The 20,418-nt window shown below is 70.0% G+C and carries 13 protein-coding genes and 1 tRNA gene; 11 read left to right on the plus strand and 3 right to left on the minus strand.

All coding sequences use genetic code 11. From position 1 onward, the window contains the following. Positions 1–99: 99 nt before the first annotated feature. Both AB0D34_RS25920 and AB0D34_RS25925 read left to right on the plus strand, forming a co-directional pair. The gene (locus AB0D34_RS25920; RefSeq protein WP_362665250.1) at positions 100–1,527 is read left to right on the plus strand and encodes an MFS transporter; all 1,428 of its coding nucleotides are present in this window, start codon (positions 100–102) and stop codon (positions 1,525–1,527) included. 79 nt (positions 1,528–1,606) lie between these two features. Then, positions 1,607–1,680, plus strand: a tRNA-Pro gene (locus AB0D34_RS25925). A gap of 141 nt (positions 1,681–1,821) precedes the next feature. Here the strand turns inward: AB0D34_RS25925 and AB0D34_RS25930 are convergent. Further along, complete coding sequence (locus tag AB0D34_RS25930; RefSeq protein WP_362665252.1) at positions 1,822–4,782, minus strand: GH59 galactosidase; 2,961 nt, start codon at positions 4,780–4,782, stop codon at positions 1,822–1,824. A gap of 168 nt (positions 4,783–4,950) precedes the next feature. On the opposite strand from AB0D34_RS25930, the gene AB0D34_RS25935 reads away from it, so the two are divergent. After that, positions 4,951–6,798 (plus strand): ABC transporter ATP-binding protein, encoded by a 1,848-nt coding sequence (locus tag AB0D34_RS25935; RefSeq protein ID WP_362665254.1) that lies wholly within the window; start codon positions 4,951–4,953, stop codon positions 6,796–6,798. Positions 6,799–6,814: 16 nt separating this feature from the next. Here the strand turns inward: AB0D34_RS25935 and AB0D34_RS25940 are convergent, their stop codons facing one another. Both AB0D34_RS25940 and AB0D34_RS25945 read right to left on the minus strand, forming a co-directional pair. Then, positions 6,815–7,900, minus strand: coding sequence for an endonuclease/exonuclease/phosphatase family protein (locus AB0D34_RS25940; protein ID WP_362665256.1), 1,086 nt, complete (start codon positions 7,898–7,900; stop codon positions 6,815–6,817). Positions 7,901–7,923: 23 nt separating this feature from the next. After that, positions 7,924–8,526, minus strand: coding sequence for a M15 family metallopeptidase (locus AB0D34_RS25945; RefSeq protein WP_362665258.1), 603 nt, complete (start codon positions 8,524–8,526; stop codon positions 7,924–7,926). 87 nt (positions 8,527–8,613) lie between these two features. On the opposite strand from AB0D34_RS25945, the gene AB0D34_RS25950 reads away from it, so the two are divergent. The 8 genes from AB0D34_RS25950 to asnB all read left to right on the plus strand — a co-directional run bounded on the left by AB0D34_RS25950 (position 8,614) and on the right by asnB (position 20,406). Further along, positions 8,614–9,309: a response regulator transcription factor gene (locus AB0D34_RS25950; RefSeq protein ID WP_362665260.1), complete on the plus strand. Its 696-nt coding sequence runs from the start codon at positions 8,614–8,616 to the stop codon at positions 9,307–9,309. Further along, complete coding sequence (locus tag AB0D34_RS25955) at positions 9,302–10,414, plus strand: HAMP domain-containing sensor histidine kinase (RefSeq protein ID WP_362665262.1); 1,113 nt, start codon at positions 9,302–9,304, stop codon at positions 10,412–10,414. Before AB0D34_RS25950 ends, AB0D34_RS25955 begins: the two co-directional genes overlap by 8 nt. A 1,045-nt stretch (positions 10,415–11,459) precedes the next feature. Then, on the plus strand, positions 11,460–12,938 hold the full coding sequence (locus tag AB0D34_RS25960) for a sugar transferase (RefSeq protein ID WP_362665264.1): 1,479 nt from the start codon (positions 11,460–11,462) through the stop codon (positions 12,936–12,938). Between the two features lie 74 nt (positions 12,939–13,012). Next, a complete protein-coding gene (locus AB0D34_RS25965; RefSeq protein WP_362665266.1) occupies positions 13,013–14,329 on the plus strand; it encodes a nucleotide sugar dehydrogenase in 1,317 nt (438 codons plus the stop codon). Beyond that, a complete protein-coding gene (locus AB0D34_RS25970) occupies positions 14,319–15,587 on the plus strand; it encodes a glycosyltransferase family 4 protein (RefSeq protein WP_362665268.1) in 1,269 nt (422 codons plus the stop codon). Before AB0D34_RS25965 ends, AB0D34_RS25970 begins: the two co-directional genes overlap by 11 nt. Beyond that, complete coding sequence (locus tag AB0D34_RS25975; protein ID WP_362665270.1) at positions 15,584–16,951, plus strand: Wzz/FepE/Etk N-terminal domain-containing protein; 1,368 nt, start codon at positions 15,584–15,586, stop codon at positions 16,949–16,951. The genes AB0D34_RS25970 and AB0D34_RS25975 overlap by 4 nt, the downstream gene beginning before the upstream one ends. Next, positions 16,948–18,468, plus strand: a complete 1,521-nt coding sequence (locus tag AB0D34_RS25980) for a Wzz/FepE/Etk N-terminal domain-containing protein (RefSeq protein WP_362665272.1) — start codon at positions 16,948–16,950, stop codon at positions 18,466–18,468. The genes AB0D34_RS25975 and AB0D34_RS25980 overlap by 4 nt, the downstream gene beginning before the upstream one ends. A gap of 3 nt (positions 18,469–18,471) precedes the next feature. Further along, the gene (gene asnB, locus AB0D34_RS25985) at positions 18,472–20,406 is read left to right on the plus strand and encodes an asparagine synthase (glutamine-hydrolyzing) (protein WP_362665274.1); all 1,935 of its coding nucleotides are present in this window, start codon (positions 18,472–18,474) and stop codon (positions 20,404–20,406) included. Positions 20,407–20,418 lie beyond the last annotated feature (12 nt).

Consider the following 20,418-nt stretch of genomic DNA (forward strand, 5'->3'; position numbering starts at 1 on the left):
GGCGTACCTCCACTTTAGCAGTCGAGGTGCCCATCCTCCTTTCCGCGACCGCTTCCCACGAGGCCCCGGCCGCACCCCGTTCGTTCGGAGAGGCTCTTCATGCCCCGCAAGTCCACCCGCCTCACCTTCGCGGTCCTCGCGACCGGTGCCGGCGTGTTCGCCATGCTGCAGTCGCTGATCGCGCCGGCCCTGCCGACCGTCCAGCACGCGCTGCACACCTCGCAGTCCACCGCGACCTGGGTGATGACCGCGTATCTGCTGTCCGCCTCGATCTTCACGCCGATCCTCGGCCGGGTAGGCGACCTGGTCGGCAAGAAGCGCACGCTCGTCGCCGTCCTGGTGGCGGTGGCGGTCGGCTGTCTCCTCGCCGCGCTGGCGCCTTCGATCGGTCTCATGATCGTCGCCCGCGTCGTCCAGGGTGTCGGCGGCGCCCTGCTCCCGCTCTCCTTCGGCATCATCCGGGACGAGTTCGAGGCGTCCCAGGTGAGCGGCTCCATCAGCAACCTGTCCGCCGTGATCGCCGCCGGCGGTGGCGTCGGAATGGTGGCCGCCGGTCCCATCGTGACCGCGCTCGACTACCGCTGGCTGTTCTGGATCCCGGTCGCCATCGTGATCGCCGCCACCCTGATCGCCGTACGCTATGTGCCCGAGTCGCCCAACAGGGCGCAGGGGAACGTCAATTGGCTCGGTGCCGTGCTGCTCTCCGCATGGCTGGTCGCGCTGCTGCTGCCGCTCAGCCAGGCGGGCACATGGGGCTGGGGCTCGGCCCGGGTCCTCGGACTCTTCGCCATGGCCGTCGTCCTGTTCTCGCTGTGGCTCTACTCCGAGGCCCGCTCCCGCACCCCGCTGATCGACCTGAAGGTGATGCGCCTGCCCGCCGTCTGGACCACGAACACCGTCGCGCTGCTCTTCGGTGCCGGGATGTACTCGATCTGGTCCTTCCTGCCGGGCTTCGTCCAGACGCCGTCGTCGGCCGGGTACGGCTTCGGCGCGAGCGTCACCGCGGCCGGACTGCTCATGCTGCCGATGCTGGTGGCGATGTTCCTCTCCGGGGTGCTCAGCGGTCGGCTGGAGCCGGTGGTCGGTGCCAAGCCGCTGCTGGTGACCGGGGCCGCGCTGGGCGCGGTGGCCTGCGGCTTCCTCGCGCTCTGGCACGACGATCAATGGCAGATCGCCGTGGTCGCGGGCCTGTTCGGGCTCGGCATCGGGCTCGCCTTCGCCTCCATGGCCAACCTGATCGTGGGCAGTGTCCCGGCCGACCAGACCGGCGCCGCGACCGGTATGAACGCCAACATCCGCACGATCGGCGGCTCCATCGGCGCGGCGGTCACCAGCGTCCTGGTCACCGGTCACCTGCAGCCCTCGGGACTGCCGTACGAGTCCGGCTACACGCACGGCTTCACCCTGCTGGCCGTGCTCTGCCTCGCGGCGGCCCTGGCGGCCCTGCTCGTTCCGGTACGGCGGGCCGCGCGCCGGGTCGTCGCGGGGGCGACGGAGGTCCGCGAGACCGTGGTCACCCGGGGCTGACGCCCGCCAGTCGGTCCGGCCGCGCGCGTGAGGTAGGGTTACCTGCGCGATCACACGGAACACCCGTGGGAGACGCGGCCGGGACGTGGCGCAGCTTGGTAGCGCACTTGACTGGGGGTCAAGGGGTCGCAGGTTCAAATCCTGTCGTCCCGACGGTGCGAAGGGTCTTCGCAGGCGAGAGCCTGTGGGGGCCCTTTTCGTGTCGGACCAGGGCCGACGGCTCCAGACCGTTCAGCTCCGCGGCGCGTGACTCCCGGGGCCGTTCCGAGGTGTCTCGGAACGGCCTTCGGTCGTTCAGGCCTCCTTGCGCACCAGCCCTCCGTACGCCTTCTCGAGTCTGTTCGTGATCTGCTCGACCCCGATCGTGTCGAGGCCCTTCTGGCCGCCCACCGCAGACCTGGCGGCCGAACGCGCGGTCGCGAACAGGGCCCATGAGTCTGCCGTGTGGTCGGCCTCCGCGGGGCGGCCGATCGCCTTGAGGGTGCTGCGGATCGGGGTGGTGTCGACCTGCCCGTCCACATCGCCGGAGAGCGTGGTGAACGCGTCCAGTACGAGCTTCCCGGACTTCAGGGTGAAGGTCGCGGTGTGCCTGCCGTCGCGCAGGCCGCGCAGGGAGTACGTCGCCTGACGCTTGTCGGTGGCGGTGGTCCTCGCGTCCCGGGCGACCGGCCGGCCGTCGACCTCGACGTCGAGGACGGCGCTGCCGTCGTTGCCGCCGATGACGTCGATGCCCGTACCGGAGAACGGGACGGTGAAGGTCGCTCCGGCCGTGCTGCTGGTCGACGTCGAGCGGTACCAGTTCATCGCGTCGCCCAGGGAGGCGTTCCGGCTCCACGTGCCCTCGTAGCCGACCGAGCTGTCCATGTTGTCGGTCAGCGTGGTGGCGTACGGGGTGTATCCGGCGACCTTCTCGACCTTCAGGTTGTCGAACGCGGTCGTGTGGAAGTCGGTGCCGAGCTTGACGCGGCCCCCGCTCGTCGGTGTCGGGTCCTGATAGGTGGCGACAGTCTGTCCGTCGACGTCCACGGTGACGGTCGCGCCCTTGGCCTCGACGGCGAGACGGTAGCCGTCCGCCGCGGCGACCGTCCCCGTCCGGATCGCCGTGCCGTAACGGTAGAAGGTCCACTTCCCCGTCGGGTCGATGCCGATGCTGTACGCCGCGTCCGTCGCGGCCATCCCCTTCTGCTGACGCACGCCCAGGGTGGCGAGTCCGCCGGCCGGGTCCGGGAAGGACACGTCGACCGAGGCCCGGTAGTTCTCCCAACGGAAGTCACCCACCGTGGTGTTGGGGGTGTTCCGGTTCCAGGCACCGGTGGCCTTCATGGACTGGTCCAGATACTGGTACAGCACGTTGTCACCGCTCGTGTCCTCGCCGACCTCCCACGCTCCGGTCTGGTCGACCAGGTAACGCGGTTGGTCGCCACGGGACTTGAGGTACGGCTGGGAGACCTTGCGGGCGCCGTTGTCGGTGCCGACCTGGACCCTGCCCTCCTCCTCGTACCCGAAGTCGTCGGCGTACAGGACGCTGTCGCGGGTGTCGTGCCGCTTGCCGGTCGCGTCGGTGTCGAGCACCGTGCGGGCCGCCGAGTCGGGCAGGCGCTGCTGCGTCGCCTTGTCGTGGCTGCGGTCGAGCGTGGTGAACGTGACGATCGAGCGCGGCTGGACGGTGTAGGTGTAGTAGCCGTCGCCGTCGGGGCGGATCTCGGCGGCCAGGTGCTTGAAGTTGGCGTCGTAGGCCTGGCCGGGGTCGGCCGCGCGGGTCTCCCAGACCTCCATGGTGGGGTCGGCGCCCAGGGCCATGTTCTCGGCCTTGATCCGGTAACTCTTCGTCCGGTCGCTGTCGTTGACGGCGATCGTGGAGAAGTCCTTCTTCTTCGGGTCGGCGAGCGTCATGTAGCTGGGGGCGCCGTTCGAGCCGTCGACGTTCTCGGTGCCGCTCACCCCGCTGTAGCTCGCCTCGGGCACGGTGCGCCAGATGCCGGCCGTGTTGGTGGCGTTCTCCCAGCCGGTCCTCGCGAACTGGGTGAAGTGCTGCATCACGTACACGGCGGCGTCGTAGTGGATGCTCCCGGACCACGGGTCGCGGGCGCTGACCAGCTCCTTGTGGCTGTACTGGGCGCCCTCGTAGAAGGAGCCGATCGCCGGCTGGAAGATGTAGTGCGTCCGCTTGGAGTTGGCGTAGCTCTTCACGGAACGGTTGGCGAGGTCGAGCGCGCTCTGCACACCGCCGATCCCGGTGCTCGCGCCGCCCGGCCCCTCGGTGTTGGCCACCCGGTAGTCCGTCCAGCCGAAGGAGCCGACGCCCTCGCTGTACCAGACCTCCTTGTCCTGGCCCCGGGCGTTGTCACCGGTCGCCAGCTTCGTGTACGGCTGGTAGGTGGCGCTGTCGGGAGCGCCGTCGAGCCGGTCCTCGGTGGTGTAGTGGTAGCCCACCGCGTCGACCATGCCGAAGAGTTCGGTGTCCGTGAGCATCGCCGGGCCGATGTTCTTCGTGGTGTTCTCGTCCGAGGCGACGATCCTGATGTCGTGGTACGCCTTCGCGGCCGCCTTCTGCTGAGCGGGCGTCAGACCGTAACGGGGGTCGGCGAATTCGGTGTCGTTCGCCAGGGCGTTCTTGTACCACTTGACGAAGGAGATGTCCGGTTTCGTGGTCTCGTTGGTGTCCGGATTGACGTAGTCGACCATGTACCCGTACTTCTCGTACGCGTCGAGGATCGTCTCCTTGTACCACTTGTACATCTCGTCGGTGCCGGTGCCCTTGTTCCACTCGGTCTGCACCCACTGGGGCATGACCCAGCGCAGGATCGAGACCTTGAGGTCCGGGTTCACCGTCTTGGCGTCGGCGGCGAGTTGGAAGCCGGGGGAGCGGGACGCGTCGGCGAGTTCGTCCGCCGTGCGCATGGTCGCCGGATCGGAACCGGTCGAGGTGTTGGTGTCCGACCCCATCTCGACCTTGACGTGGTTGATGAGGGGGTTCCTGCCGCCGAACAGCACCCTGACGAGCTGCCAGTAGCGGTCGGGATGTTCCGCCTTGTAGTCCATCAGCAGATTGCTCGTGCTGTTGCAGCTGAGCAGGCCGAGGCCCTTGTAGGTGAGGCCGTTCACGTTGTCGGCCCGTACGTCGTCACCGTCGACCACGACGGTCACGGGCTCGTCCGCGGAGTGCGCGGCCGGTGCCGTGATCACTCCTGCCGCCAGTGCCATCGTGGTCGCCGCGGCGAGCGACGCCCAGCCGAGTCTTCGCTGCATACCCATTCGGGGGACCGTAGGTGGCAAGCGCTTTCTACGTCAATCCCCTTGCGTCACTTGAGATTTGACGGTCCTCGATAGGCGTGACCTGCCGAAAAACACGTGGACCGCGAGGCCGCCGTCACGGGACACTGCCGAACCCGGACCGCTACTCCCCATACACACAGGGTTAGGATGCAGACGCCTGAGCTAGAGAAAGTCACGCCGCGCAAGGGCGCGGTGCTCCTCGCACTCCGTTACTACGGACGGGAGTTGGCCCGGCTTCGCCGGCTGACGGCTCCCGCCATGCTGCTGTTCGCGCTGGGCGGCATCGGCCTCAACTACATCGCCCCGCTGATCGTCGCGAAGCTTGCCGGTGACATCGCCGACGGCGGCGAACTCACCGTCAGGTCGGCACTGCCGTACGTCCTGGGTTTCGCCGGTGTCCTGCTGCTCGCGGAGACACTGTGGCGGGTCGCCCTCCACTGCATGAACCGCCTCGACGCCCTCGGCATCGAGCACCTCTACGTCATCGGTATGGACGAACTGTTCGCCAAGGACGCCACGTTCTTCCACGACAACTTCGCCGGGTCGCTCACCAAGCGCGTCCTGAGCTTCGCCACCCGTTTCGAGCCGTTCGTCGACACCCTGTGCTTCCAGGTCGTCGGCAACGTCGTGCCGCTGCTGTTCGGCTCGGTGGTGCTGTGGCGCTACGAACCGCTGCTCGTCGTCGGGCTGTTGACGATGATCGCGGTCACGGCGCTGTGCGCGGCTCCCCTCATCCGGCACCGCCAGAGGCTGGTCGCCGAGCGCGAGGCAGCGGTCGCCCGGGTGTCCGGGCACGTCGCCGACAGCCTGATGAACATGGACACGGTCCGGGCGTTCGGCGCCGAGGAACGCGAGGCCGCCGAGCACCGCTCCCGTGTCGCGACCTCGCGCCGGCTCATGCTCCGGTCGTGGGACTACGGCAACCTGCGCATCGACACCTTCGTCGCGCCGATGTCCGTGCTGACCAACGCGCTCGGCCTGCTGCTCGCGGTCACCCTCGGCGGGGGCGAGCACGGCGTGGAGGCGGTCGTGGTCGCCTTCACCTACTACTCCAACGCGACCCGGATCATGTTCGAGTTCAACCAGATCTACCGTCGTCTGGAGAGCTCGATGACGGAGGCCGCGCAGTTCACCGAACTGCTCCTGACCCCGCCGACCGTACTCGACCCGCCGTCGCCGGAGCCACTGCTGCCCGGGGCCGCCGACGTCCGCTTCGAGCAGGTGAACTTCGCCCACGCGGGCGCGGAACTGCTCTTCGAGGGGCTCGACCTCTTCGTGCCCGGCGGGACCAAGGTCGGCCTCGTCGGACGCTCCGGCGGCGGCAAGACCACGCTCACCCGGCTGCTGCTGCGGATGCAGGACATCGACGGCGGCCGGATCCTCGTCGGCGGCCAGGACATCAGCCGGTTGCGCCAGACCGACCTGCGCAGCCTGATGGCGTACGTCCCGCAGGACCCGGCCATGTTCCACCGCACCCTGCGGGACAACATCGCCTTCGCCCGGCCGGACGCCACCGACGCCGAGATCCGTCGCGCGGCCGAGGCGGCCCATGTCACCGAGTTCGCCGACGCCCTGCCCGACGGCTTCGACACCCTGGTGGGCGAGCGGGGCGTCAAGCTGTCCGGCGGGCAGCGCCAGCGCGTCGCGCTCGCCCGGGCGATCCTGCGCGACGCGCCGATCCTGCTGCTCGACGAGGCGACCAGCGCCCTGGACTCGGAGAGCGAACTCCTGGTCCAGGAAGCGCTGTGGCGGCTCATGGAGGGGCGGACGGCGCTCGTGGTGGCGCACCGGCTGAGCACGGTCGCGGGCATGGACCAGCTCGTCGTCCTCGACCGCGGGCGGATCGTCGAGCAGGGCAGTCACCAGGAACTGCTCGCGCTGGAAGGCCCGTACGCGAAGCTGTGGCACCACCAGTCGGGGGGCTTCCTCGACGACGACCCGGTGGAGGACGAGGTGATCGGCCTCGGGGAGACATCGGTACAGCGCTATCGGTGAGTGGATGACGGGGTGTTCACCAACTGATGCGGGCGGCCACCGGCCGGTGATCGCTGCCGGTGGCCGGCAGTACCCAGGCGCTGTCCGGCCGCACGCCCCTGACCAGAATCTGGTCGATCCGTGCCACCGGGAACTCCGTCGGCCAGGTGAACCCGAAGCCGTCCCCGGCCACCACCTGGGCCGAGTCCAGCTGGGAGGTGAGGCTGTCGAACTTGCGGTCGTCCATCGTGCCGTTCAGGTCGCCGAGCAGCACCACCCGCTCGTTCTTCTCGGCGGCCACGGCCTTGCCGAGGGCCAGTGCGCCGGCGTCCCGTTCGCCCGACGACATGCCCCCTCTCGGATTGACGCGTACGGATCCCAGGTGGGCCACGTACACCGCCAACGGCCCCTGGTCCGTGGCCACGGTCGTGCGCAGCGCGCGGGGTGTGCCCGCTCTCTCCTCGGCCGACAGGTGCGCCGCCAGCGGTCCGGCCATGCCCCGCATTCCGTCGTCGACCGTCCGCGTGTCCGACAGCGGCAGCTTGCTCCACAGCCCGACCGTGCCCCGCAGCACGTGATACGGGTACGCCTTCGCCAGCGTCTTCTCGTACGTGACCGCTGCCTGCGTGGTGATCTCCTCCAGGGCCAGCACATCCGCCCCGGAAGCGGTCAGATCGCGTGCGGTGCCGACCGGATCCCGGTTGTCGGCGCCCACGTTGTGGCTGACCACGGTCAGGTCGCCGCCCGCGTGGGACTTGTCGGTGAGCAGACCGCTGAAGAGGTTCAGCCACGCCGTGACCGGCAGCAGCAGCGCGACCAGCGCCGAGGCGGAGAGCCGCCACAGTGCGGCGGCCAGCAGTAGCGGGACGAAGGCGCCGAACCACGGGAGGAAGGTCTCCACCAGACTGCCGAGGTTCTTGGACCCGTCCGGGATCCGCGCGTGCAGCAGTATGAGCAGGCCGAGCAGCAGCGCCAGCGCCGCGGGCACCGGGCCGCGCTTCCAGGGCTCCGGCCGGGAGACGACGCGGACCGCCCGGTGGATGCCTGCGCGCAGGGTCCCGGAGCCGGTGTCCCGGCGGTCGGCGCCCAGCTGTCCGGTCTCCGCGGGCTTCACCTGCGTCATCGTCCGTCCTCGTTCACAGTCGGTCACTGGTGCATCCTGGGATCCTGGGTGGGGTCGGCGTACATCCGCGGGCAGCCGTGGGCGATCGCCGCGGGGCGCAGTTCGTAGTGCCAGGGTTCGTTGCGGTAGATCGGGCAGAGTCCGTACTCGGCACCGTGGTCGGACAGCCACGCCGTCGCCGCGGAGGGGCCGAGGTCGACCGCGTCCCCCGACACATGAGGTGACGTCGTCGCGGTGGCCACCCAGCGGGCGGCCTCCTGTGCCGAGCCGTACTTGGCGACCGCCTCGCGAAGAAGCTGGTTCTGGTAGGCCGGGGAACGCCAGCCACTGTTGACGTGGAACTCGACTCCGGCGTCCGTCGCGGCCTCGCGGAGGGCTTCGAGGAGATCCTGGTCGAGTCCGGCGACAGCCGGAAAGTCGTCGTCGAAGACCGTCACGCCTTCGGGGACGACGCCGTCGGCCTTGCCGAGCGGAAGGGAGTTCAAGGTCGCCGGGGCCGAGGCGGACTTCAGCACCTGGGGGCCGAGGGTGACGACGATCGCTGCCAGGACCGCGACCAGTCCGACGGCTAAGAGGTAGTGGATTCGGCGGGAACCCGTCCGTGTCGACGGTGGGATTCGAGTCATTCCGCCAGTCAAGGCAGCGAGGTGTTGCCCGCGTGTATGCGGTTTTCGATATGCCGACGATATGCGCCGACTCGTAGCATCGATGACATGCGTGTGCTGATCGTCGAGGACGAGCCCTATCTGGCGGAGGCCATCCGCGACGGCCTGCGGCTGGAGGCGATCGCGGCCGACCTGGCAGGGGACGGCGACACCGCTCTGGAACTGCTCGGCATCAACGCCTACGACATCGCCGTCCTCGACCGTGACGTCCCCGGGCCCTCCGGTGACGAGATCGCCGAACGCATCGTCGCCTCCGGCAGCGGCATGCCGATCCTCATGCTCACGGCGGCCGACCGTCTCGACGACAAGGCCTCCGGGTTCGAACTGGGCGCCGACGACTACCTCACCAAGCCCTTCGAACTCCGGGAACTGGCGCTCAGGCTCCGGGCACTGGACCGCAGACGTGCCCACAGCAGGCCTCCCGTACGCGAGATCGCGGGGCTGCGCCTCGACCCGTTCCGCCGAGAGGTCTACCGGGACGGCCGCTATGTCGCGCTGACGAGGAAGCAGTTCGCCGTGCTCGACGTACTCGTCGCGGCCGAGGGCGGGATCGTCAGCGCCGAGGAACTTCTGGAACGCGCGTGGGACGAGAACGCCGACCCCTTCACCAACGCCGTGCGCATCACCGTCTCCGCACTGCGCAAACGCCTCGGCGAACCCGGGCTCATCGCCACCGTGCCGGGCGTCGGCTATCGCATCGACACGCAACCGGAGGCCGGACACGGAGGAGGAGGGCGTGGATAGGCAGCCCGGGCTGAGCGTGCGCTTCCGGCTCACCCTCAGCTACGCCGGATTCCTCATGGTCGCCGGTGTTCTGCTGCTCGCGGCGGTGTGGGCGTTCCTCCTGCGCTACGTCCCCGACCGCGCGATGCTCATCAACCCCGACGACAGGCCCACGGGCGGTGTCTTTCCCATCCGGTCCGTCCTTCTGCAGGTCTTCGCTCCGAGGGCGGCCGCGGTCCTGGCGTTTCTGCTGGTGTTCGGACTTGTCGGAGGGTGGGTTCTCGCCGGCCGGATGCTCGCCCCGTTGACCCGTGTCACGGACGCCACGCGCATCGCCGCGAACGGATCACTTTCCCACCGGATCCGGCTGTCGGGCCGTAAGGACGAGTTCCGCGAACTGGCCGACGCCTTCGACGAGATGCTCGCCCGGCTGGAAGCACACGTCGACGAACAGCGGAGGTTCGCCGCCAACGCCTCCCATGAACTGCGCACCCCGCTGGCGGTCTCGAAGTCACTTCTCGACGTGGCCCGCGCCGATCCGGACCACGACCCGCGCGAACTCGTCGAACGCCTTCACGCCGTCAACACCCGGGCGATCGATCTCACCGAGGCCCTGCTGCTGGTCAGCCGCGCCGACCAGCGGTCCTTCAGTCGCGAAGACGTCGATCTGTCCCTCCTGGCGGAGGAGGCCACCGAGACACTTCTCCCGCTCGCGGAAAAGCACGGCGTCACCATCGAGACCCGCGGCGACATCGCTTCGACGACCGGATCGCCCGCGCTTCTGCTGCAGTTGACCATGAACCTCGTGCACAACGCGATCGTCCACAACCTGCCCGGACCGGGCACGGTGTGGGTCAGTACCGGCATCCGTCCACGCACCGTGCTGCTCACCGTCGAGAACACCGGCGAAGAACTCGCCCCCCAACTGGTGGCCACTCTCACCGAACCGTTCCGGCGCGGCACCGAACGCATCCGTACCGACCACGCGGGCGTCGGCCTCGGCCTGGCGATCGTCAAGACCATCACCCAGGCACACGACGGAACACTCGCTCTCGCCCCGCGCTCCGGCGGCGGTCTCCGCATCACGGTGGAGCTGCCGGCCGCAGCCGCCCCGACCGACAGGTAGCCGTCCGTCACAGCGGTGCCGGAGAAGACGGCCCCGCGATCAGCAGCCGGGGCTTGCCCGTGCCGTCGGCCGGGGCGCTTCACAGGTCGCTGATGCCGGCCTTGCCCTCGGCGGGGAGGGCGTAGGCGACGGTCCTGTTGCCGAACCGGGTGGCCTGATCGTCGAGGCTGCGGTGTTCGGCGCCGAGCGCCGCTCTCGCGTCGCGAACTCTCGCGCCTTCACCGACTACTCCAACGCGGCGCGGAGTTGCTCTTCGAGGGGCTCGACCTGTTTGTGCCCGGCGGGACCAAGGTCGGCCTCGTCGCGCGCTCCGGCGGCCGGCTGCGCCAGACCGACCTACGCAGCCCGAGTCGTGTGAAGCCGTCCACGAGGCCCCCCGCTGAGGCGAGTTGGACAAGTCCACCCAGCGGAGAGCCGCCCGACCCGGCTTGCGGATTCCGGCCGTCTTGATCGGCTGTGCCACCCGGCGGTCACCCCCGCGGGACACCATCTCTGCAAACGAAACTCGCGTCATCGCAGGTCACCAGGCCCGTCTTTGTGGCCGAAACACACGCTGAAGTGATGGCTCCGCTGCCCCATCTTCAAATCGTAAGCACATATTCCACACATCCCCCCTTGCAGACGGGTCTCGATGGTCTAGATTGACCTTGCTGCCCATGGTGGGACACGGGGCGACAAATAGTGATCTATGGGTCCGGCGCTGCGGACACTGAGCAGAAACGTCTCGGCGCCAGGCTCGGGGGTAATCAGTTCTTCGAAGCCGAGGGGGGCTTCGGGTGCGGGGAGCATCCGAGGTTTCAGTGAGTTCCCGCGCAACTCAAGTGTCTGGCGAAACGTGTAAGTCTGCTGCTGCCAGGGGCGAGTTGCTTACGCGGCGTTGACGTAGGCATGTCATGCGCGGGGCGGTGTCTCCCGGGAGAGGAACAGCGCGGCGCGGGGCGGGGGTCCCGCAAGGGGAGGAACTTTTTGCGGGAGGCGGGGGCCTCCCGGGGGGAGGAACGGTGTCTGGCAACCACGTCGTACCACTGGGGACCGGGGGGATTCTGTGCGGGAGGGGGGAATAGTCAGGCCCCTTCCGTCGGCGCACGAGCGTCTGACGGATGGGGCGGCAGGCCAGTCGGCGAACGGCTGGGAGCAGCGGTACCGCCGTACCGTGATCACCAGCGACACGGTGACCACCGCCTTCGTGGTCGCGGGGATCGGCGAGTTCTTCGGGGCCCGGGACGCGGCCAACTGGCATGAGAAATGGGGAATTCTCGCGTTCGGCACCGAGCTGCTGGTGCTGGGAGCGCTCGCGGTGGGCCGGGCGTGGGCGCCGGCCGTGCTCGGCCAGGGCGCCGAGGAATTCCGTAGGCTCGGTCGTTCACTCTTCGCGGCGACCGTCGTGCTCGCGCTCGGCGGGATCGCCCTCACCTCACGCAACATCAAGCTCTGGATCTTCGTCGCGATCCCCGCGATCGCGCTGGTCACCATGACCGCGCGGTATCTGCTCCGCCTCGGGCTGCACAAGCAGCGCAAGGAAGGGCAGTGTCTGAGACCGGTGCTCGCCGCCGGGAGCCCGGCCACCGTGAGCGACCTGATCAGCCGCACCCGCAAGTTCCCCCACCTCGGATGGCGGGTGGACGGGGTGTGCACGACGGAAGGCCGCGGGTTCGACGGTGACGAACTGGACGGAGTGCCGGTCGTCGGCCAGCTGACGGACGTCGCCAAGTACGTGGAGAACGACGGCTATCGGGTCGTCGCGATCACACCGGACCCCTACTGGACACCGGACCGGCTGCAGCGGCTGGCCTGGAACCTCGAGGGCAGCGAGGCCGAGATGGTCGTGGCCCCGGTGCTGATGGAGGTGGCCGGCCCGCGGCTGCACGTCGACGCCGTGCTCGGGATCCCCCTGTTGCGGGTCAGCATGCCGACGTTCACCGGGGGCCGCCGGGCGATCAAGGCGGTCGCCGACCGGCTGGGCTCGGCGATTCTGCTGATCCTGTTCGCGCCGCTGATGCTCTTCGTCGGACTGCTCGTGGTGACGGACAGCCGGGGCGGGGCGTTCTACCGCCAGCGCAGGGTCGGCAAGGACGGCCGTGAGTTCACCATCCTCAAGTTCCGCACCATGGTCGTAGGGGCCGACCGGACACGTGCCGAGCTGGCCGACCGCAACGAGGGCGCAGGACTGCTGTTCAAGATGCGCCGGGATCCGCGGGTGACCCGGGTGGGAACAGTGCTGCGCCGGTACTCGCTCGACGAACTCCCGCAACTGTTCAACGTACTCACCGGATCGATGTCGCTCGTCGGTCCGCGCCCTCCGCTGCCGGAGGAGTCCGCCGAGTACGGCCCGGACATCCGGCGGCGACTGCTGGTCAAGCCCGGCCTCACCGGCCTGTGGCAGATCAGCGGACGCAGCGACCTGCCGTGGGAGGAGGCCGTCCGCCTCGACCTGCGGTACGTGGAGGACTGGTCGCTCGCCCTGGACGCGGTGATCTTGTGGAAGACGCTGCGCGCGGTGCTCTACGGCCAGGGGGCCTACTGATGTGCGGGGGGTCCCGTCCGGACGGCGGGCAGAGCGCAGGCCACAAGGGCCTGCCTGGGGGGGAGGAACCGGTCATGAGAATCAGCGTGTTCGGGCTCGGCTACGTGGGCTGCGTGTCGGCCGCGTGCCTGGCCGGCATGGGGCACGAGGTCATCGGCGTGGACGTCAACCAGGTGAAGGTCGACCTGGTCAACGACGGCAAGGCCCCGGTGGTCGAGGAGCGGATCGGCGAACTCACCGCCGACGTCGTACGGACCGGAGCGCTGCGCGCCACCACCGACGTCCGTGAGGCGATCATGGACAGCGAGGTGTCGCTGATCTGCGTGGGCACCCCGTCGGAGCCCAACGGCAGCCTGTGCACGACGTACTTGGAGCGGGTCACCGAGGAGATCGGCGCCGCGCTGGCCGAGCGGGGCGGGCGGCACACCGTGGTGTTCCGCAGCACGATGCTCCCGGGCACCTGCCTGAACCTCCTGGTACCGATCCTGGAGAAGAACATCGGCGGCACCGCCGGAGTGGACGTCGGGGTCGCGGTCAACCCGGAGTTCCTGCGCGAGGGAACCAGCGTGCGGGACTTCTTCGACCCGCCCAAGACCGTCATCGGCGAGCTCGACCCGGCCAGCGGCGACGTGGTGGCCGCGCTGTACGAGGGCCTGCCGGGCGAGGTGTTCCGGGTGCCGGTCCCGACGGCCGAGGCGATCAAGTACGCGGACAACGCGTTCCACGGCCTCAAGATCGGCTTCGCGAACGAACTCGGCGCCGTGTGCCAGGCGTTGGGCGTGGACTCGCACCAGGTGATGGACGTCTTCCTGGCCGACCGCAAGCTGAACATCAGCCCCGCCTACCTGCGACCCGGCTTCGCCTTCGGCGGCTCCTGCCTGCCCAAGGACCTGCGCAGCCTGGTCCACGCGGCGCAGCGGGCCGACGTCTCGGTGCCCATCCTCTCCCACGTGCTGCCCTCCAACTCCGACCACCTGCAGCGTGCGGTGGACCTGGTGGAGCGCACCGGCAAGCGGAAGGTGGGCCTGTTCGGGCTGTCCTTCAAACCCGGCACCGACGACCTCCGCGAGAGTCCGCTCGTCGAGCTGGCGGAGCGGCTCCACGGCAAGGGGTACGACCTGCGGATCCACGACGCCAACGTGAGCCTCTCCCGGCTGATCGGCGCGAACCGCGAGTACATCGAGACCCGGCTGCCGCACCTCGCGCAGCTGCTCGCGGACTCCGTCGAGGAGGTGCTCGACCATGCCGAGGTGTGCCTGGTCGGGACCAAAGACCCGGCTGTCCTCGCGGCCCTGCCTCATGGCGGCGGCCCGGTGATAGTCGACCTCATCCGCCTTCCCGACGCCGAGACGCGCCGGACCGAACCGGGATACATAGGCCTTGCTTGGTAACGAAGTCAGCGGCGACGGCTCGGGCCGGCGCGCGCTGATCCTGGTGGAGAACCTGTCGGTGCCGTTCGACCGACGGGTGTGGCAGGAGTGCACGACGCTGCGCGACGCGGGCTGGGACGTGCACGTCATCTGTCCGCAGGGGGAGAAACGGGACACGGAGCCGGAGGCGTTGATAGACGGGGTGCGGATCCACCGCTACCCGTTGCGCGCCGCCACCGGAGGACCGGCCGGCTATCTGCAGGAGTACGGATCGGCGTTGTGGCACACGGCCCGGCTCGCCCGCAAGGTCGGCCCGGTCCACGTGGTCCACGCCTGCAACCCGCCCGACCTGCTGTTCCTGGCGGCCCGTTGGCTGCGGCGGCGCGGCGCGCGGTTCGTCTTCGACCAGCACGACCTGGTGCCCGAGCTGTACCTGTCCCGCTTCGACCGCGGCAAGGACCTGCTCTACCGCGCGGTGTGCGCCGTGGAACGGCGGACCTACCGGGCCGCGGACGTCGTGCTCGCCACGAACGAGAGCTACAAGGACGTCGCGGTGAGCCGCGGCGGCAAGCGGCCCGAGGACGTCTACGTGGTGCGCAGTGCGCCCCAGATCGAACGGTTCCAACCGGTGCCGCCCGAGCCGGAGTTGAAGCGCGGCAAGCCCCATCTGCTCTGCTACCTCGGCGTCATGGGCCCGCAGGACGGCGTCGACTACGCCCTGCGCGCCCTCGCCAAGCTGCGCGACGAGTTCGGGCGGACCGACTGGCACGCGGTGTTCGTCGGCTCCGGCGACGCCTTCGACGCGATGGTCGAGCTGTCCCGGGAGCTCGGGCTCACCGAGCAGGTGCAGTTCACCGGGCGCATCCCGGACGCCGACCTGCTGCGCTACCTGTCCACCGCGGACGTGTGTCTGTCTCCCGACCCGCGCAATCCGCTCAACGACGTGTCGACCATGAACAAGGTCCTGGAGTACATGGCGATGGGCCGGCCGATCGTCTCCTTCGACCTGAAGGAGGCCCGCGTCTCCGCCGGTGAAGCCGCCGTCTACGCGCCGGCCAACGACGAGACCCGGTTCGCCGAGCTCATCACGGAGTTGCTGGACGATCCGGACAAGCGGGCCCGGATGGGCAAGATCGGCCAGGAGCGGATCGGCGGGCCGCTCTCCTGGCGCAACTCACAGGCGTCACTGCTCGCCGCCTATACCGCCGCCTGCCGGAACCGCGACGCGGTGCCGGCGAGCGGTCCGGTGCGCACAAGGAAGAAGAGGCAGCGCAGTTGAACGAAGACACCATCCGCCTCGTCACGATCGGGCGGATACTCCGGCGGCGCTGGCGGCTTCTGGCCGTCCTCGCCGTGGTGGGCGCACTGTTCGGTTACGGCACCTCGGTGCTGGTGTTCCCACCGCGATACACCGCGTCGGCACCGGTACTGCTGCCAGGAGTGTGGGAGGAACGAGAGCTGCTCACCCAGGTCGACATCGCCACCAGCCTGACCGTGGTCGACCGTGCGGCCGACGCTCTGCACTGGTCCGACGTCAGCCGCTCCGAGCTGCAGGACGACGTGAGCGCCTCGGCCGCCGACGGGAACATCATCACGATCGCGGGTACGGCCGACACCCCGGAGCGCGCGCAGCGGCTCGCCGACGGGGTGGCCCAGCAGTTCGTGCAGTTCGCCGCGCAGGTCGCGGGCAGCGGCACCGACGCCTCGGTGGCCGCGCAGACCGAGGCGCTGCGCAAGCAGGTGACGGAGACCAACCGGCGCATCTCCGAGCTGGCCGACGCGGCCGATCCGGGACAGACCGTGGAGAGCGTGCAGTCCCGCACGGCGCTCGAGAACCTGCGCACCTCGCTGGAGGCGGCCATGAAGAAGCTGGAAGAGGCCGACCCGTCGACCAGCAAGTCAGGCATGGTCGTCATGGGGGAGGCCCCCCGGCCCACCGGTGAGGCGCCGCCGACCAGGATTCAGCTCATCGTCGGCGGGGCGCTCGTGTTCTTCCTGCTCGCGGTCCTCGGCCATCTCGTCGCCGCACGGATGAACCGCCGACTGCGCACCGAACCCGAGATCGCCGCGGCACTGGGTTCGACACCGCTTGGCGCCGTGGACGTGCCCGGTGAATGGCCCGCGCACGCGCCGCAGGGCGGGGGCCGGACAACCCGCATCCGACGGCTCCTCGGCGCCGACACCCGCTGGGACGTACCGCCCCCGCAGAAGTCCGGCGACGAGGCCGGCCGACGGCTCCGCTACCGGCGGGTGTGCGCCCGCCTCCGGGAGCAGCTGCCTGCTCCCCGGCGGCTGCTGGTCGTCGTACCGGACGGCGACGAGATCGCCCGCCGGGCCGCGGGGCAGCTCCTCGCCGAGGCCAAGAACGATCCACTGCTGCGGATGGTGGAGGTGTCCGTGGACCGGCCGATCGTGCCGGACCGGGAGACGGAGAACGGTGCCGTGGTGGTCCTCAGCGCGAACAACTGGACCGCGGAGGAACTCGCCGGCATCGCCGAGGCGTGCGCGGACGGCCGGCACGACATCGTCGGCGTCGTCGTCGCGGGACCGGTCCAGGCCGGTGCCACGCGTGCCGCCGCCGACCTGCCGGACGACGCCACGCTGACGTTCGCGGTTCCCCGCGCGACGGGAGGTCGGGCGTGACCACGAACACGACGTCACCACAGTCGGCCGCCACCCCGCTCCTGGACGTGCAGGCGCTGGTGGTGGCGGTGCGCAGGCGCCGCCGCCTGTGGTGCGCCATGGCGGCCCTGGGCTTCCTGGCCGGCCTGGCCGTGGCGGTCCTGCTGCCGCCACCGCCGAGCGCGATGACCAAGGTGCTGGTCGCCCACGCGGAGGACCAGCCCAACGACACCGGCACGCTGATCCGCACCGACGTCGCGCTGCTGCAGACCACGCGCATCGCCGACGCGGCCCTGAAGTCCCTCAAGTCCCCGGAGAAGCCCGAGGACTTCATGAAGGACTACCGGGGCACCGGCCTGACCAACAACCTGCTGCAGATCGACGTGACCGGCGACGACGACGCCCAGGCGGTGGCCCGGGCCAAGGCGCTGGCCGACGCGTTCGTCGCGGACCACGTGCAGCGGATGAAGGCAACCGCGCAGGCCGAGTCCAAGGCCCTGCTCGACCAGCGTGACCGCACACGCGACGAACTCGCCGCGGTCAACAAGGAGATCAACAACCGGTCCGCGGCCGGCGACACGACGGGGGCGGCGAGCCTCGAGTCGCTCTACGCCCGCCGGGCCGAACTCAACTCGCGGATCGCCGACTTCGACCAGCGCGCCGCCGAGGCCCGCACCGGCACGCCCGCGGTCATCGCCGGCACGCAGATCGTGGACGACCCGAGCGCGGTACGGCACTCCCTGCCCAAGGCCGCTGCCACCGACGCCGGGATCGGGCTCGTCCTCGGGCTCTTCCTCGGGCTCGCGCTGGCCGCGGTCGGCGTGGTGGTCGCGGACCGCCCCGTGCTGCGCCGGGACATCGCGGCGAACCTGGGTGCCTCGGTCATCTCGGAGCTGCCCCGCCGGTCGGGCAGGCCGTGGCAGCGCCGACGGACCCGGCTGGCCCGCGAACGGCTCACCGTGTCCCTGGCCCGCACCGCCCGCGGCTCCGCGGACCCGTTGTCGCTGCTGGAACTGGGCTGTGCGCGCAGCACGAGCGCGATCGCCCTGAACGTCGCCAGGGCACTGGCGGATGACGGGCCCGTGGTCGTCGTCGACGGCCTGCCGGGCTCGGAGCTCTCCCGCCGCCGCCCGAAGCCGGGGGACCCCACCGTGGTCAGCGGCCGACAGGCCACGAGCGTGCCGGAGCACGGGCGCCTGCTCGGCGTCGGCTCGGTGGCACCCGGCACCGCGTGGACCGAGCTCCAGTACCTCGGTACCCAGACCGTGCTCGTCGTGCGTGCCGGGCACGGCAGCGCCGCATGGCTGCACACCGTGGCGCGGCAACTCGCGGACCAGCGCATCGCGGTGGTCGGTGTGGTGCTGATCGACCCCGATCCGCGGGACCGGACCGACGGCACGCTCTGGGACGGGCTGCACGTCGCGCTGCGGGGGCACAGCGAGCGGACGGCCCGGCAGAACGGGACCGGCCAGGTGAAGACGGAGCGACAGCCGATGTGGGCCGCACGGATCCCGGACAGCGACCAGGAGGTGCGGTAGGACATGTGTGGCATCGCAGGGACTTACCGATGGCCGGATGGCAAGATCGTGACCGACCGGCTCACCGACACCCTCGCCCACCGGGGCCCGGACGGGGCGGGCCGCTACGGCCACCCCGTCGGGGACGGCGAGGTGCAGCTCGGGCACCGCCGGCTGTCCATCATCGACCTGTCCGAGACCGGCGCCCAGCCGATGGTCAAGGACAGCCTCGTCCTGACGTACAACGGTGAGCTGTACAACGCGCCCGAACTGCGGGCCGAGTTGGAGGCCGCCGGGGTGCGCTTCCGCGGCACCTCCGACACCGAGGTGCTGCTCGAGGCCTGGCGGCGCTGGGGCACGGACTGCCTGCCCCGGCTGCGCGGCATGTTCGCGTTCGCCGTCTTCGACGAGCGCACCGGTGAACTGGTGCTGGTCCGCGACCAGTTGGGCATCAAGCCGCTGTTCCTGCTCCGGCGCGGCGAGGGCCTGGTCTTCGCCTCCGAGCTCAAGGCGCTCGCCGCCGCGACCGGCGGCAGGCTGGAGGTGGACCATGCGGCGCTGGTGGCCTCGCTCCTCTATTACTGGGTGCCGGACTCGCGCTGCGCGTTCCGCGAGGCGGAGAAGCTGCCGCCGGGGAGCTGGCTGCGGTGCCGGCCCGACGGCCGGGTGGAGCGCGGCCGGTTCTGGAACCTGAAGGACATCGCCGCCGAGGGTCAGGAACGGGCCCGGGCCGGTGAACGGCCGGACCTGGCCGCCGTCGTCGAGGAGTCGACCCGTCAGCACCTGCTCTCCGACGTACCTGTGGCGACCTTCCTGTCCGGCGGGCTCGACTCCAGCTACCTGACCGCGCTGGCCGCCCGCGAGCACCCCGGGATCTCCGCCTACACGATCGGGTTCCGCGCCGAGGACGCCAAGTTCGAGGCGATGCCGGACGACCTGCGCTACGCGCGGCAGGTCGCCGAGCAGTTCGGCGTCGACCTGCACGAGATCGAGATCGCCCCGAACGTGCTCGAGCTGCTGCCGCAGATGACGTACTCCCTGGACGAGCCGATCGGTGACCCCGCGGCGATCAACACCTTCCTGATCTGCTCGGCCGCCCGGGAGGCCGGGGTCAAGGTGATGCTCTCGGGGATGGGGGCCGACGAGCTGTTCGCCGGGTACCGCAAGCACCTGGCCAATCTGCTCGCGCTGCGCTACCAGCGCGTCCCGCGACCCCTGCGGCGCGGTGTGTCCGCGGTCGTGGACCGGCTGCCGGTCGCCACGTCCCGGCGGGGACTGCGCTCGGTGCGCTTCGCGAAGCGGTTCCTGTCCTTCGCCGATCTGCCGGAGGAGACCGCGTTCCGGCGCAGCTACACCATGTACGACCAGAACGAGCTGCTCGCCCTGGTCGATCCGGACCTGGCGGGGACGGTCGACGACGTGCTGACCGAACACGCGGACATCTACCAGGACAACGAGCTCGACGACTTCGTCAACCGTATGTGCCTGGGCGACGCCCGGATGTTCCTGCCGGGCCTGAACCTGGCGTACACGGACCGGTCGAGCATGGCCGCGTCGACCGAGGTGCGGGTGCCGTACGTGGACGTCGAGGTGGTCAAGGCGGCGTTCGCCGTGCCCGGTGACCGCAAGATCGTCGGACGACAGGGCAAGGCGGTCCTCAAGGAGGCGGCCACCTCGATCCTGCCCCGGGAGATCGTCTACCGGCCCAAGGGCCTGTTCAGCGCCCCGCTGCGGGCCTGGATGAGCCGGGATCTGGCCCCACTGGTGCGCGAGGTGGTCAACGACGGCGAGCTCGTCCGCTCCGGGTTCCTGCGCCGTGACGCGCTGAACCGGATGGTCGCCGAGGACGCCGCCGGACAGCAGGACTTCTCCAAGCATCTGTGGCATGTGCTGACCCTTGAGTACTGGTATCGCGACGCGACCTCCGGGTCCGGCCAGAGCACTCGGCAAACGGCTTAGGAATAAGGGGAC

Source organism: Streptomyces sp. NPDC048420 (assembly GCF_040651535.1).
GTDB lineage: Bacteria > Actinomycetota > Actinomycetes > Streptomycetales > Streptomycetaceae > Streptomyces.

Bases quoted from the DNA above. Each gene is read 5' to 3' on its own strand.
- AB0D34_RS25935 (WP_362665254.1), top strand. From the start codon at position 4,951: ATGCAGACGCCTGAGCTAGAGAAAGTCACGCCGCGCAAGGGCGCGGTG.
- AB0D34_RS25950 (WP_362665260.1), top strand. From the start codon at position 8,614: ATGCGTGTGCTGATCGTCGAGGACGAGCCCTATCTGGCGGAGGCCATC.
- AB0D34_RS25945 (WP_362665258.1), bottom strand. From the start codon at position 8,526: ATGACTCGAATCCCACCGTCGACACGGACGGGTTCCCGCCGAATCCAC.
- AB0D34_RS25920 (WP_362665250.1), top strand. From the start codon at position 100: ATGCCCCGCAAGTCCACCCGCCTCACCTTCGCGGTCCTCGCGACCGGT.
- AB0D34_RS25965 (WP_362665266.1), top strand. From the start codon at position 13,013: ATGAGAATCAGCGTGTTCGGGCTCGGCTACGTGGGCTGCGTGTCGGCC.
- AB0D34_RS25930 (WP_362665252.1), bottom strand. From the start codon at position 4,782: ATGGGTATGCAGCGAAGACTCGGCTGGGCGTCGCTCGCCGCGGCGACC.
- asnB (WP_362665274.1), top strand. From the start codon at position 18,472: ATGTGTGGCATCGCAGGGACTTACCGATGGCCGGATGGCAAGATCGTG.
- AB0D34_RS25940 (WP_362665256.1), bottom strand. From the start codon at position 7,900: ATGACGCAGGTGAAGCCCGCGGAGACCGGACAGCTGGGCGCCGACCGC.